We start from the raw sequence: 15750 nt of genomic DNA on the forward strand, positions 1-15750 counted from the left end.
CGGAATTTCCGGGTGCAGGCGTATAGGACATCGCTACACCGGGGTCAGGTTGTCGAGAATAAGCGCATTGTCATTGGGCGTATCGAAAGCGACGGCATAGACCTGGGTGCGCCCCATCCCGGAAATCGAATAGGCCCCGGTGGCCGGGTCGGAAACCGCCTCTCCCAACAGCCAGCCCGAGGATTCGTCATAGAGCCGGATGATTTTGGCAGCAGCGACTCCGTTGTTCTGAACGGCGCCAGAGATGTGACCACTGCCTCCCAACTGGCCATTTCCGAAGGGTGCATATTGACTGGGGCCGTTGGCGCCTGCACTCATCGCGTCGCTGACGAACTGCCCCAGGTTGACGGTCGAGCCCACGGTGGTGAGATCCACGCTCACAAATCCGGCAGGAGGCGCATAGGCAAAGGGTCCCGTAAAATTGGCCACCACGGTGGGGTCAGAGGAAACCACCTGCGCGCCGAAGGCGGGGTACAGACTGCTGAAGGCTGACATCCCCGACAGACTGATGCCACCCACCCCGGTTGCCGGATTGTTGGCGGCACTGTTGTTCCAGTTGCCGCCGTTCACATTGAACCAGATGAGCCGGTTCTCAAGATCCACGGCGATCTGCACCACGTTGCCTTGCACATAGGGCTGCACGGTGGCGATGACCGAATTGTTGAGCAGAACACTGCCATTTTGCTCGAAACCGATGCCGTTGCTGTCCGCTCCGAGCAGGGTGGTCCCTGTGATATTGAATCCGCCGGTGCAAATCCCAAGGGAGACGGAGGAGGGGAGTTGGCTGACCGTGACTTCCCAATAGGAGAGCGCGCTGGTCAACTGTCGGTTGGCCCGGATGTTGCCGGTGCCTGCATAGGTGAAGGCCATCAGGCCCCCGCCGAGGATCAGACTTCCGTCCGAGAACCCCACCGCGCCGCGATTGTTGGCATCCCACAGCGTCTTGCCGATACTGGGGGCCCCGGCAGGCGTCCAGAGTTGGACGTTCAGCATCACCGCCCCCTGGGAATCCATGCTCCCGTTGAAGGGGATGGATTGGACCCCGGCAGTAGTGTTGGGGATCTCGAAGATGGCGCCGTCGTGATAATTGCCGGTGTTCTGCCAGGTGGCGGGGGAGAGCAGGGTCCAGCCGGTGGGGACGGTGGAAACACCCACCCCGTTATCCCAGGCCAGCGCCAGCAGATTCAGGCCATTGGGATCCGCGTTGGCGGTCAGGGGGAAGGTGGTGACGGTGGTACCCGTCCCGACGCAGGCATTGGCCAGCACATTGAGATTGGAAGCGGCTCCGCCGATCTCGAATACGGCGATGTTTCCCCAATCACTCATGCCGGTAACCGTGAAGGTCGCACTCATTCCCGCTGTGACGGGGCCAACCCAGCATTGGGTGCCCTGGTAACTGTTGAAATTCCCCTGGTCGATTTCAGCCAGCGCCAGTGCGGGCGATACACTCAGCCCGGCATTGCGCCCGACATAGATGATAAGGATGTCATTGCCCAGGGTGGGGGCAGCAGCAAGCGTGATAGTGGTGGGACTGCCATTGTTGCGCGCAAAGGCGCTCTGAACCAGCGTGAGCGCCATGGCTTAACTCCAGGTGGAGGAGGATTCCACCATCACCTGCCCGGCCCACCCGGTGTTGTTGGTCCCGCCCAGGATATTTTGGGCGAGGAAACTTTTACCCGCAAGATTACCGGTTCCGGTGAATGTGTCATGGTGATTTAGGGGAGTGTTGTGCAGTGGTGCCCACAGGCCCTTCAAATAGCCCCGGATCGAGCCATTGTGCGCAATCCAGATGGGACTCAGGTAGAGGCCGCCGTCAGGCCCGTTGGGATAGTTCATCTGCAAGCCACCCATGTTGGGAATGCCTCCCCCGATGGAAGATTGGTTGTTGCCGTTGAGATACATGGAGGAACCTGCCCCCACGCCAGAATTCACCACCCCACCACCATTGTTGGTGAAGTTCAGGGTAAATTTGGACACTGGTACGGAGCCGCCCACACCTGTCCAACTGCGATCCATATAGTGCCCCGCCATGGTAGAACCGCTGAGGAGCCAGACACCAGGATATTGCGGCAAGCCCCCAAAGTTTTCGAAGGCATTATTGCCGTTGTTCTGGACATTGCGCCCGATCAGAATGGTGCGATACGCATCGCTCGCCTTGAAGGAGAAGATATCGCCAAAAGCAATGGCCATGGGCCCGAAGGGATTCAAGTAATCCCCGCTGACAGTGAAAAGGTAAAAGCAGGTGGGGTCCGCCACCAAGGTCCAAGGGCGTGGCGTGGTGTCAGAGGTCATGCTTTTGCGACAGGTCACAGCGCCAATCCCCAGGGCGCATTGGGCACTGGTGGGAAACTGGCCCGTGCCCGTTCCTAATCCCGTAGGCGCTTCAAACCCGGTGAGATAGGCCTCTTCAGGTGTGGATCCGCTCACCGTGGCGGAATCATCCACGAACAGAGAATTTCCTGTACCCAGCGTGGGCGACATCTTGTAGACGCGCTGATTCGTGCCGGTATAGGCAATGGTCCAACCGGCTCCGACTTTGGCCCCGTAACCGTTCACGAGACAAGAATCCAGCAGAGCCACCAGGGAACCGGCGGTTCCCGTCAGAATGGGGGCGGATGCATCGGTGCTTTGATACACATTAACGGTGGTGGTCATGATCAGGATTCCGTGGCGGTAGAGGAGGTGGTCAATTCCGGCGTTACCCCATTGGACACCGCAATGCCGGGTGTGATGGGGCCGGAATAGAGCAGCGTTCCTGCTCCGGTGGCGGCCACACCAATGCCCCAGAAAGTTTCTGTCTCTGATCCGGCAGTGGCCGCAGGAAAGACAAGGGTGGATGCAGGACTGACACTATTGCCGGTCACGGTCCAGCCAACGGCGGAGCGCGCCACCGCCACGCGAGCATAGCCAGTGTAGGCTGCTTCACTAGTATTCTGGAATCCCGCCACACCGGGGTCCGCCGTGTGCAGGCTGATGTAGAGGTTGGTCAGTGGGGAGGTCGCAGCATTGTCTGCGAGGTTGGCAATGGGTGTTGACTGGAACAAGAGTTTCAGCAGATCATTGGCCCAAGTGGTGGTTTTACCAGCCATGAGTGAGTTCTCCTTGGTGGATTACGGGGTTACGGGTTACGGATTTGGAAACGACTGTCTGAATTACTGCAATGGCAAGTAACTTCTGATGAGAAAATCGGAATTCAGTAGGGGGCAAGTACGGGGATCAGACTGGTTACAGCCAGTTACTGATGTTAGGGAGCGGCGGCATTGTGGCAGGCAATCTGGTTACATGCATTTCCGCATCGTGCCATTTCCGGACGGTCAGGTGTACTGGTGGGAAGGCTCACTGTTCGGCCTTTGCTGCCGCTCGGCAGTTGATTCAACACAGGCAGCAATTTGCAAGGAAGCAGTCCTCCAAAGATCACAAAATTTCTCACACATTCACCGAAGCTGAGGCACAATACTGCCGGAGGATACACAGCAAGGAACTACCCGTGAGTTACTTAAACTAATTAGCTTCTATAGAAATCAGGGTGACTCAGGACTAAGGCACAGTATTTTTCTGGTACGTTGCATACTGCACTTGTCACATATAACATTTGTAATTAGGAAGCTATTTCAAGGCTAACCAAGGGGGATGCTGGTCATAGTCCAGCGATTGCTATGGCAAACGAGTTTGCTGTCTATAAACGTACACTGCTGGAGCAGCATGCTATTCGTTTCCCAGACCAGCGCCCCCTATACAGGTACAGACTCTCAGACGAACAATTCACGGCGCTGGAGTCTTTACTGCAGGGAAAAGTAAGGAAATATCTTTCTCATGTGCAGCTTGGTGACGTTGCCTGTAATGTCATTGACTTTCCAGGACTTTTCGTTCTGTACGCCTCCGAGTGGTGGCGCAGACGCTATGATGGCACTGGTTGGTCATGGGAACCCATCTTACGTGCCCTCGGTGCTCCTGCAGATGGTTGGAATCAAGCGCAGCGCAGCCAATGCGTGTCAAAAGGACTTCAAGACTGGAATCTGAAGCTGAATGGCAACGCGGGCTATCGTTACCTCGGAACTATCGCCTTGCAGGGCGGTTTGCCTATGCGCTTGCTTGCAGAAGCTCACGGAGCCTTGGGCAACGTACTTGTCCAAGTCCTCAAGTTGGCTTCTGGCGGAGCGTCGATTGTCGACATCAAGGGTTGGGTAGCGAGCCTCGGTGGGCTGTTACCTCGCACCTATCGACAGGACGAAATCTATACGTTGTTGGCCGAGGTTATTGTTACCGTCCTGCAGTTGAAGGAAGAGGCGAAACTGACCGACGCAGAAACCGCCATTGCTTCGTTAAACCAAAAAATCCCCAACTGGAGAGACCGATTCCCTTTGCCCGTTGAGGCGGAACAAGCACAGGGCCTAATAGAAAAGCTCATCAAAGGTGTGATAGCGGTACCTGCGATTCGCTCATCACTCATACTCCCTGTAGCCAGAACGCTCGAACAAACAGGGCCCTCAAGCTGGCAGGTACAGTCCTCCATTGAGCTTCCCTCGTCGATAGGCAGCACTAATCTCGCGAGACTCTTCAATCTAGACGAACAGGAGCTACCTGGCTCCGGCGCGCTAACGCTATCGGCGGGGTCAGTTTCGCAACAGGTATCGCTCCGAAAAATGTTCGGGCACGGGTCGTTTAGAATCGAGCGCCAGCCATGGGTCGTTAACGGGTTGGGCGCCACCGCAGAGCACACGTTGACGCTGTCGGCTGCAAACGGCTCGACTTGGTATACGACAGCATCACGCGGAGACCTGCTAGACGATGACTTGCCATGGGTTTTTGAAGATACAGGTAATCGCCTGAGTTTTGCGAGACAGGGCAGTGGCGCCGTTGCAGCGATAGAGGCAGTCATCGCGGTCCCAAGTGGGTCCCGCGTAACACATGATGACGACTCAAGCTCATGCAATATCGGGCGTCTTTCTGAATCCGGACGGGCCTTATACAAAGTCCGCGGAACTGCTCTGATTGAAGTCGGAGGGGAAGCGCTATTTCGAATTCGCACCGGACAAGCAAATGCGAAGGAAGAGCACTTCGAATGGAAGGGCCCTCCCCGTATATGGGAGAGATTCGTAAAACCTGACGTTGCATTTAAGGGAACCCCGAGTCTCTTTGTCGTCAGGGGGGATGGTGTTGCGGAGCGGGCACAGGGGACGGTGGCATGGCGAGCGCTTGGGGGCGCGCCTCTCGCGGCACCACGTGGGCCAGTAGAAGGCCGATACCCCGCCACAGGACCAATTCAGCACCGGGCACAAATGGTCGTTCTACCGGAGCGCGCAGATATTAGATTCGAGTTCGGCGATTCATCGAACGGTAAAGTGCGCTTTGTTGACTGGGGGGCGATTGCAGTGGAATCGGCCACCCCCGAGGTCGAGCTGAATTTCCAAACGGAAAACGGCGATTTAAGAATTCTCCTCGAATCAAAGAACCCGGTTCCCCCAGAGTGGTTTGAACTTGACGTTTTGTGGCCAACGTCGACCAGGAAGGTCAGAGTCCGGCTTCCGTACCCCGTTGAGGGCGTCCGCGTATTCGACCATCGCAACAGAGAAATCCAGAACAATGCACTACTGGCTGTGAATCAGTTGGCAGGACTCCGACTGCTGGCATTGCTGGGTGACGGATTTCCCCGGCTGGCGCTCAAATTTGAACTGAAGGCTGGCGACGGTAAAGAGCGGACGATTGAGCGTTTCATCCACCCGGCCAGCGGCACACTGCATAGTGAAATTCGATTGCAGGATTACGCTGAGGACATTCAGAGACTTCTGACCACCTCTGAAGAGCAAGACGCCTATGTATTGACTAGCTTGCGAATCAACAACACCACCGGCATCAAACTCCGAATTTCCCGTTACGCGTGCCTTTTGGAACGCGCTGGGCCCAGCATTCAACTGGACGCGCAAGGGATGGTGTTGGCAGACCATGAAACCTTATCAGCCTTGTCTGTCAGGGCCACGCGTCTTGACGCTGCGGACGAGGAGCCAATCCTTTTAATGTCTATCGCGTCGGAGGGAGTCGCAACTGGCAGTTGGGCCTTTAATCCGGACGAGCGCGAAGCAGGCGCATGGCTGATATATCCCGAGGAGAGGTCCAGCCTTCCATTCCGTCCAACGCTTTGGACCGTGCCTGGGGATACCTTCTATCGGACCCGGCTGGAAGAAGCGATTCGCAAAGCAGACCTCGATGAGCGAGTCAGCGCGCTTGATGCTGTCATTTCTTCGATAGCGGAGGATTACCTCGCGCCGGACTGGAATGGTTTCGAACAATTGGTAGCCCAAGTGGGGCATCTCCCCCTGCAGGCACTGGATGTTTGGCGTCGTTTCGCCCATTCGGTCAGCGCGATGGCGGCACTTGCCTTGCGATTCGGGCCGGTGACACATGAGTTTATTCTTCGCTTCGGCTCGGAACTGCCATTCATGTGGGAACTCGTTCCATATCAAGCATGGCGTAAGGCCATCACCATGGTTCTCGGGCAGTGTGTTCAACAATTCGGCGATGAAACGGGAAGGCTAGTAGCGGTCAGCCACTTGAACAGCCGCATCGACGGATTGTCCGGACGCTACCCAGCAATTACAAACATGCTTCATGTTGCAAAGGCAGAAGCGCTTGGTGAAACGCAACGTGAAATTGCGATGTTCAGCAACCCGCAGTCGGCAGCCATCTTCAGTGCCATGTTATTCGATGGGGGAGAAAGCATGGTGCAGCGTCTGATGCAAAACCACACGGATGAAACTTGGCCAACCGGTTTTCAAAGCCTGACAGCCTGGTCTCGAAATGACCCGGACGTTGCCAAGCTCCTGAGTCCGGAACCCCTAGGGTTTAGGGATAGTGTAGTGAGCCTCCCCATCATATTGGCCACGCGGGTCATGAACAATCTCACCAGCGAGTGGCTGCACAGCTCTGAACACATTTACTTGCTTCGGGAACATCAGTCGTTTGACCAGGATTGGTTTACCGAAGCCTACAACTACACCGTAGCAAGATGCCTGGGCCTGGGTCTTGTTCAAGAACCTCAATGACGACCAAATACTTCTCTAAGCTACTTCCGCACCTCAGTCGCTCATCCAAGCAAGCTGCCATAGGCCAGCTTGGTTTTGCGAACACGACACTGCGCCGTTACCTGAATGAAGCATTCGATAACGGTTTGGGTGTTCCCGGAAACTTCGTCGGCGACCCGGCATTTGAGGCCATGTTCGGTTGGAAATCGTCTGACCAGACCATGGAGCAGCTTGCTGGCACTCTCCTTACCGAAGATTTGGTGTTAGCGATGGACTCGCCGCCGCCCGAACTGGCAGGCGATTACCGTTTTGCATCCGACCAAAAACCATACACCCACCAGTTGGAGGCGTGGAGGCTACTCTCGGAATCTGAGCCCAAGTCTGTCGTGGTTGCAAGTGGGACAGGGTCCGGGAAAACCGAGTGTTTCATGGTGCCCATCCTGGACCGCCTTGTCCGTCTGCGCCAGGAGAATAGCGGCAAACTTGTGGGGGTTCGCGCGTTGTTCCTCTATCCGCTCAATGCGCTGATTAACAGCCAGCGTGACCGCTTGCGGGCCTGGACGAACGAATTTGGCGACGACATCAGATTTTGCCTCTATAACGGCAACACTCAGCAGGAATTGCCACAGGCCGATAGGGATGCCCATCCCAACGAGGTATTGGACCGCAAGCGGCTGTGGGCTTCTCCTCCGCCCATGCTTGTGACCAACGCGACGATGCTTGAATACATGCTGGTTCGCACGCAAGACGCTCCGATTCTCAACGCCTCGCAAGGCAAGCTCGAATGGGTCGTCTTGGATGAGGCACATACTTATATCGGCTCGCAGGCCGCCGAAGTTGCGCTGCTTATCCGACGTGTCCTCCATGCCTTTGGTGTCACGTCCAACCAGGTCAGATTTATCGCGACGTCTGCAACGATTGGAGACCCTAACGGAGAGGCTGGCCAAAAGCTCAAGGCTTTCCTCGCCCAAGTTTCCGGTGTTGACCCGAGCCGGGTACATCTGGTCGCTGGGCAACGACAAGTTCCCGCTCTGCCATCCAAGCAAAAATTGGAGCTGGAATCGAGTCTCGACGAGCTTGCAAATATCGAGGCTGGCCTTGAGACAGCGCCTGCACGTTACGAAGCCTTGTCTTCTTCAAAAGCCGCGGTTGGCATAAGAGACTTGTTCGTTGGCAACAAGCCGGTTGCGGCACTTGGTGAGGTGGGAAAGCTTGTCCCAGGCACCGGGGAGAGTCTTGAGGACCAGCAGTCACGAGCGCTTCAATGGCTTGACCTGCTGAGTGGCACACGGGACACCAACGGCACCCCATTCTTGCCGCTCCGAGGGCACCTCTTTCACCAGACGCTCACCGGAATCTGGGCTTGTTCGGACCCAGACTGCTCAGACCAGCATGAGATTCTTCGAAACAAATTGGAATGGCCTTTTGGGCAGGTTTGGCTCGAACCGAGGCAGCATTGTTCATGCGGCAGTCCAGTTTACGAGGTCGTGACCTGCGACTCTTGCAGAACCGTCCACCTCCAGGCAGCCGAACGACACGGAAAGCTGCTGCACCCTGCGACGCTGGCGGCAGTCGATGAGTTTGAACTTGAGGTCGAAGCAGAGGCTGAGCCAGACGGAGAAGAGAACCTCGCTGATGAAGAAACCGCAAACGACCCGCCCGTAGTGCGCCAAAACCGTGTTCTGGTGGTCAATCGCGGCCTCCCTCTAGTGGATGCGGTAGGAGTAAATAGAGACACCCGCGCGATTTCGGATAGACCAGACGAAACGCATACCTTGAAACTCCTGGTAAATGAGGAAGGCGAAGACGGGCTCACATGCCCTGCGTGCGGTGAAACGGAAGTTTCTTACAGAGGATTGTTCCAATCCAGTCGAATCGGTGCGCCATTCTTACTCGGAAATATCCTCCCGCTACTACTCGAATATGCGCCAGACGGGACAAAACCCAGTGAACACCCGTACCGTGGGAGGAGGCTACTGACCTTCAATGACAGCCGGCAGGGGACAGCCCGAATTGCGGCACGACTCCAACAGGAATCCGAGCGCAACCGTATTCGTGGGCTGGTCTACCACCAGTCCATTCTGCAAGGTCAGCAGCAGGCAGGGCACGATGCTGAGAAAGTTAGACAACAAATCTCGGGGCTGGAGGCAGCCAAAGCACTGACCTCCGAAGCCGCAGCGCAGCAGGCACTAAATCAGTTGCTCAAGCCGTTGTACGAGCAGCTCGAGGCGCTACTCCAGCCAAAACCCGTCGGTTTTGAGGAACTGGCCCGCAGCCTCACCAATCAGGGTAAAGACTTCGAGCTAATGCTACGGCAATACCGCCGGTATTCTGCAGAGACGTTTGGCAGCACATCGGGCCCCATGCAGTTGGCACAGATGTTTCTAGTGAGGGAATTTGGACGCCGCCCGAAACGGCAAAACAGCTTGGAAACCATGGGCCTTGTGGCCGTGCAGTATCCTGCCCTGAGCAACGTTGGTACCGCCCCCCCCGAATGGACGGCCTCGGGACTGGGCATTTCAGATTGGCGTGATTTCCTAAAAATCACCTTGGACTTCTACGTTCGCGCTCAAGGCTCCATCACCTTCCCTGACGAATGGCGTAATTGGCTCGGAATGCCATTTGCGAAATCGTGGATTGTTGACCGGGACGCCGAGACCGTAGCTCCCAGGCAGAGAAGATGGCCTCGTGCCAAACGCAGCCGTTATGGGACCTTGGTGAGATTGCTGGCCTATGTTTTCCGAGTGGATGTGGAAAACGAGTTGTCGCAGGATAGGATTGATGCAGCCCTGCTGGCTGCATGGAACGAGCTAATCCGCATCGGCCTTTTGGTAAGGGCTGCGGATGGCTTCATGCTTGACTATAGGGGCATTGCTTTTGCGCCCATAACAAAGGCGTGGGTATGTCCGGTTACCCGTCGGTTTCTCGATACCACCCTTCGGGGCGTGACACCCTATCTCCCGAGAAATGCTTCGCCAGCAACGGCGGACTGCCAGCCCTTTAACCTACCCATTTACCCCAAACCCTTCGGTGGACAGATTACGGATGAGTTGGCACAGATTGAGGAGGCGAGAGCCTGGATTTCGACTCAAGATGTAATTGCCGCTGCGCGCGAGGACGGCCTCTGGACAGGTTTAAATGACAGGGTCATAGAACTGTCTCCCTATTTTGTGACGGCCGAGCATTCTGCCCAACAGGACTCGGCGCAACTCGATAAATATGAAAAGGATTTCAAACGCGGCGACCTGAATCTCTTGTCATGTTCCACAACCATGGAGATGGGTATTGATATCGGAGGTATATCGGTTGTCGCAATGAACAACGTGCCCCCGCACCCTGCCAATTATCTCCAGCGCGCCGGCCGTGCCGGGCGCCGGAAGGAGTCCCGGTCTCTCTCTTTGACGCTGTGTAAAGCCAATCCGCACGACCAGTCGGTTTTCTCAAATAGCCGTTGGGCTTTCGACACCCCGTTACCGGCTCCAATCGTTTCGCTGAACAGTCCGGTCATAGTCCAGCGGCATGTAAACGCCCTCGCGCTCGCCAGCTTCCTCGCAGAGTTTGTTTCGGGGCAAGATTTCACTAAGCTCACCTGCGACTGGTTTTTCACGGGTACGCCGTCGCCCTCGGACAAGTTTCTGAGTTTCTGCCGTGGCTATGAATCACAGGCGAGGCCACTTCTTTCCAAAGGTCTCCAGCAATTGGTCAGACACAGCGCCTACGAAGGGATTCCGCAATCAACCATCATTGAGTATTCGGCGGATGCCATGGATAGCGTGGCTTCGGAATGGAATTCAGAGTGGTCTGCCTTGCTTCAGCAGGAACAGGAAACACTCGGCGGCGGAAGAGAAAGTCCCGCACATAAAGCCCTCCTGTATCAGAAAGGGCGCACGGGGGGCGAGTATCTTCTTCGTGAACTGGCGACCCGTGGTTTTCTGCCGGGCTATGGTTTCCCGTCCCACATAACCAGCTTCGACAACCTGACAATTGGTAGGTACAGGCAAGCGCTCAACCAGATAGCCGGCCGAGAGGACAATCGATACCGTAAAAGGGAATTGCCGAGTCGAGACCGGGTGACTGCTCTCCGGGAGTATGCCCCTGGCTCGGAAGTCGTAATGGACGGCCTTATGTACCGGTCGGCGGGCATCACCCTTAATTGGCACATTCCTGCCACTCAGCAAGATGCGAGTGAAATCCAAGAAATCAAATTTTCCTGGCGCTGCCATCACTGTGGCGCCAGCGGCTCTACTCATAGCTTGAGTGGCTGCCAAACCTGCGAAGAATGCAGCGGCGACATCAAGCCTAGCAACGTCCAGAAATTCCTGGAGCCGGCCGGGTTTGCCGTTGATTTCTTCAAGGACCCGACAAACGACGTCACGACCCAGCACTTCGTCCCTGTTGAACAGCCGTGGATTACTGCCCGTGGGGAATGGCAGCCTCTAGCCAATGCGGCGTTGGGCCGGTTTAGAACAACCTCGTCCGGGCACATCTTCTACCATTCTGACGGCATTCACCGTCAGGGCTATGCGATATGTCTTGCATGCGGGCGGGCGGCCCCCATGCTGGGCTCAGGGGATTTGCCTCAAGAGTTTGCCAAACCTCATAAGAAATTGCGCGGCGGAAAACTGGGGGAATCTGATTGCCCAGGGAGCAGCCAGGCATGGGCGATTCAGAGAGGCATCTCTCTGGGCCACGAAGCCCACACAGACGTATTGGAAATTCAACTCAAGAATGAGGTTGGGCTCTGGATTAAGGACTCGGTGACCGTGCGGACTATAGGGATTGCCCTGAGAGATGCGCTCGCAGAATTGCTGGGCGTTCAAGCGAGTGAGCTCGCTTGCGACATAAAGGAGGCGATTCCCGAGGAAGGAAAAGTCTGCCAGTCGATTCTCATATATGACCGCTCCGCCGCGGGATATGCATCCAGTGCATCCCGTCATATCGAGCAGATGTTTCGCTTGGCCAGGAATAGGCTTCAGTGTAAAGCGAACTGCGACAGCTCATGTCCGCACTGTATCCTCGATTTCGACCAGCGCTTTGCTTTTGACGGCATCGATAGATTCTCGGGATTGGGGGTTCTTAGCGACGCCTGGCTGAACATGCTCCGACTACCGGACGAGTTAGCGCTTTTCGGTGAGGCCTCGCAGCCCGAATACTGTGGATTGAATGAGGCCATTCTCCGTGAACGTGGCCAGCGAGACGTACGGAGCGCTCGGCTGTTTTTCAGCGGACGCAATGCTGACTTGGGGCCCTCTCCACTAAGGCGCTTGGCGTATCGTCTCGCTGGAGACGGGACCCGAGTCGACTTGGTCGTAGATGCGGATAGCCTGAATCACATGGATGAGGCTGACAAGTATCTGCTGGCAAGCCTTGCTGACCATCCGGGAATCACCATTAGCAGTGTCCAAGTTTTGCCGGGGGCGAAGGAGGGGGTTGTGCTTGCCGAGGTTTCCAACGCTTCGGGCACGACGCGCTGGGGCGTTGCTGAAGATGAAGCCCTTGAAGCCGGCGCGGCCTGGGGGAGCGCGAAGTCACCCCTGGTTGTAGGGAAATGTCTGCCTCCCTTGACCCTTGATGCCTTGCTCCAACATGAGTCCGCTGAGTTAAGGACTAAAGGCGTCAGCCAAGGTGACATGGAGCTCGAAGTGAGCCAAGAACTGAATGGCCCAATTCAAGGGTTCGGCAAGCGGCTTTGGGACATGCTCACCGAGCACCACAAATCCGCTTCCATGCTCTTGCAAAGCGAGAATGAGGTGATTGCAGACGTTACGTACAGCGACCGCTATCTATGGACGCCTGTTGCTGCGGCTTTGCTCGTGAATATGGTGGAAGCCTTGCGTGATACGGTGGGACAAGATAGGTGGGACTCGTCCAAGGTAGCTGTCAGAACGACCTATGAGCACGACCAGAAATATTCCGGCTATCCAACTATGGTCTGGAATGACTGGAAAGACGGCCAGACGAGAGATGCGGTGCTGCGCGGGGCATTCGACTACATAGGGATTGATGCTGTCGTTCAATCTGACTCAAAAGCCAGTTTGCCGCATGGACGCTCCCTTGAGGTCAGCTTCAAGTCACGAAAGACACTGACTATTCGCTTCGACCAGGGCGTTTCATATTGGAAAGTCCCGATGCTGCACGGCAACCAGCGCAGGCAAGCCGGATTTGGTTTCGAAGGTGATGCGAAGACGCAAGGTGCGAGCATCGCCGTCATGCGCCTTCCGATAGCAGGGTCTGAACTCCCAACAGAAATCTTCGCGAAGGTGCGCGAGTAACGGCTCTAGCGGGCGGAGATAGTGTCGAGCCAGTTTTTGTAGCGGAACTTTGAGAAAGAAATGCCCCGATGACTTTGTTTAAAAGCTTTGCACCAAGAATCTTGGCACTCCAAGACGGCATGACAACTTCGCCCTCAATGCTGATTGGCTCTGAGGGGCGTCGTCATTTGTACTACATTCCATTCGAATTCGTGAATCACGATGCTCGCCTTGTCGTGGTGGGAATTACGCCTGGCAATAACCAGCTCTCAATGGCATACAAGACAGCTCGGCCACTAATCGCCCGCAGGGTGAGTGAGCAGGAAATACTCAGAGCCGTTAAGAAAGAAGCGTCTTTTGGTGGGGGAGGGGTAAGGCCGAACTTGCTTCGCATGATGAAGCACTTCGGATTCGCCAAGCTTTTGGGAGTCCATTCCGAGGAATCTCTGTGGGGCGAGAACTCTGGCCTCATGCACACGACCTCGGTGGTACCTCATGCGGCCTTCATTGGCGACAAGATGTTTGCAAGTTCATTTGACGACGTGTTGCGAAGCAATCTATTCAGGACCTGCTTCGAGGATTATTTCCTGGAGTCGCTGAAAACCATCAATGCCTCTGCCTATTATGTAGGCCTTGGTAAAACACCCGCCGCGGCTCTCGACTGGTGTGTGTCTAAGGGCGTGCTTAAGCCGAATCAGGTTTTGGGTGCATTCGCCCATCCATCAGGCTCTGGTGGAAGCACAGTCGACTACTACTTGCAGGTGAAGCGCCGAGAGAACATGAAGCCAAATGACCCAGTGCTAAAAGGTGGGCGAGCTGAGTGGTTGGATGCCGCCTACGCCCGCATGAAACAGGCAGCTGGGGCCCTTGCCTTTGCCTAGTCGCGGGGGTTACGCGGGGTTTGCTCGGATGGCTGTTTGTTGCAGTATTGCTGCCTCTGATGAATCAACTGCCGAGCGGCAGGAAAGGCCGAGAAGCGGGCACCCATAGAAAACAGTCTGATTGTCTCCAATGGATCGCTTGCTGTACAAGGCGGACGGCTGCATTCTTAGAAGTGAAGTTTAACGGCAGAAATGGGCACGAACCAGTATCTTCAAATCCATTCATCCCCTCACGGCTTCACCATCTCCAGGGTGAGTTTCTTTAACTCCCAGAGTTGATACATAAAATTGTTGTAGTCCTGGACATCCTCGCCAAAGCGCACCCGGTAGTACCAGGTGTAACTCGCACTCACCAGAGATCCTGTGGCCGGGGGTACCGGGAAACTCAGCGTATTGGGCGTGATCAGACTCCAGACGGCAGGCGAGTAGACCTGAACCCCACCCACGAACACCTGCAAGGTGGTGGCGTCCACATAGCCCACCGGCTCGATGAACCCGCCATAGGATTTAGTCAGAGGATATTCGGTGGTGAATCCATCTCCAACGCCAAGGTCATAGCCTGATACCGTGTTGGACTCCGCAGGATCGGCAAACAGGAAGGTATCGAAACTGCCTGTGCGCGCCAGAAAGAACCCGCACAAGACTTGCAGTTCTGCGAATCCCTGGGTTTCGCGCAGCAACTCGTAGGACATTTCCCATTTCCAGAGGGGATAGGCGGTGTTGGATACGCGTGTTTCCCGCCCCGAGGTGTGCTTCACAATGGTGGTGTGGAACTGCGGTGACTTCACAATGTTCCACTGCAGGCCAGGAAGCGTCGGGAAGATCAGGTTGCTCATGGTGAACTCCGCAAAGGGCGGCAGGGGGTAGTCATAGAGGATTTCAAAGACGATTTGAGAGACGTGGGCGTTGGGGTTGTCGTCCACCAGGATTTCACCGGCCACCTGGGTCACCCGGGCGTGTACAAACTCGTAGAGAATTTCCACCGAGAATTGGGAGGCCCGAATCCGGGGATCATCATCAGCCAGGATTTCGGCCAGTAATTGACTGAGGGTGGCGGCGGGGTTGTCGTCGGCAAGAACTTCAGCCGCGAGAGTGCTGATGCGGGCAGCCGGGATCCCTGCAATCAGTACCTCGGTGGTCAGTTGGGCGATGCGGTTGGCCATGGCTCAACTGATGACTTCGTAGCCGATCTCGAGGGCATTCACATCGCTGGTCACCCAACTGGCCCCGGTCGCCGGATTCACCGCAAACACATCTGATAGATACTGGTAACTGGTGCCTACATTCTGGGTCGCACCTGCCGATTGAACCGTGCCGGTTTTGACCAGATTGGCGATCTGGCGGGTTCCGGCATCATCCTTGCGATAGGCGCCCACCACGCGTACCCCGTATACCGTGGCCCCTGGGGGCAATCCGGCCACTGTGCTGAAGAGATCCACGGCGCCAATGGTCGCGCTGCTGTTGTAGGTCTGATCCCCATCCAGCCCGTCCTCGGACACGGCGGCATAGTTGGTGAGGGTGTAGGTGTAGCCGATGTTGAGTTTGCCACTGGTGATGGCTGGGCCTGGAGGCAAAGGGCCGGGAATGGTGGGAGGGGAG

8 protein-coding genes are annotated in these 15750 nt (G+C 56.1%); 3 read left to right on the top strand and 5 right to left on the bottom strand.

The genetic code is table 11. The features are described from left to right. Positions 1–33: 33 nt before the first annotated feature. From M6F29_RS09580 to M6F29_RS09590, 3 genes are read right to left on the bottom strand one after another with little or no spacing between them, the layout of a single operon-like run. Complete coding sequence (locus tag M6F29_RS09580) at positions 34–1578, bottom strand: SPRY domain-containing protein (protein WP_298159052.1); 1545 nt, start codon at positions 1576–1578, stop codon at positions 34–36. A gap of 3 nt (positions 1579–1581) precedes the next feature. Then, complete coding sequence (locus M6F29_RS09585) at positions 1582–2655, bottom strand: hypothetical protein (protein ID WP_298159055.1); 1074 nt, start codon at positions 2653–2655, stop codon at positions 1582–1584. A gap of 2 nt (positions 2656–2657) precedes the next feature. Further along, positions 2658–3089 (bottom strand): phage tail fiber protein, encoded by a 432-nt coding sequence (locus M6F29_RS09590; RefSeq protein WP_298159057.1) that lies wholly within the window; start codon positions 3087–3089, stop codon positions 2658–2660. Between the two features lie 567 nt (positions 3090–3656). Between M6F29_RS09590 and M6F29_RS09595 the strand changes: the two genes are divergently transcribed. The 3 genes from M6F29_RS09595 (at position 3657) to M6F29_RS09605 (ending at position 14151) form a co-directional block, all read left to right on the top strand. Then, positions 3657–7040, top strand: coding sequence for an STY4851/ECs_5259 family protein (locus M6F29_RS09595; protein ID WP_298159060.1), 3384 nt, complete (start codon positions 3657–3659; stop codon positions 7038–7040). Continuing rightward, positions 7037–13291 carry a DEAD/DEAH box helicase family protein gene (locus M6F29_RS09600; RefSeq protein ID WP_298159063.1) on the top strand — a complete coding sequence of 2085 codons (6255 nt, stop codon included), beginning with the start codon at positions 7037–7039 and terminating at the stop codon, positions 13289–13291. Before M6F29_RS09595 ends, M6F29_RS09600 begins: the two co-directional genes overlap by 4 nt. A gap of 68 nt (positions 13292–13359) precedes the next feature. After that, positions 13360–14151 (top strand): hypothetical protein, encoded by a 792-nt coding sequence (locus M6F29_RS09605; protein ID WP_298159066.1) that lies wholly within the window; start codon positions 13360–13362, stop codon positions 14149–14151. Positions 14152–14381: 230 nt separating this feature from the next. Here the strand turns inward: M6F29_RS09605 and M6F29_RS09610 are convergent, their stop codons facing one another. After that, the gene (locus tag M6F29_RS09610; RefSeq protein WP_298159069.1) at positions 14382–15314 is read right to left on the bottom strand and encodes a DUF2460 domain-containing protein; all 933 of its coding nucleotides are present in this window, start codon (positions 15312–15314) and stop codon (positions 14382–14384) included. Between the two features lie 3 nt (positions 15315–15317). After that, the coding region (locus M6F29_RS09615; protein WP_298159071.1) for a hypothetical protein at positions 15318–15750 on the bottom strand (433 nt) is incomplete at its 5' end.

Source organism: Ferrovum sp. (genome assembly GCF_027317285.1).
Lineage (GTDB): Bacteria > Pseudomonadota > Gammaproteobacteria > Burkholderiales > Ferrovaceae > Ferrovum.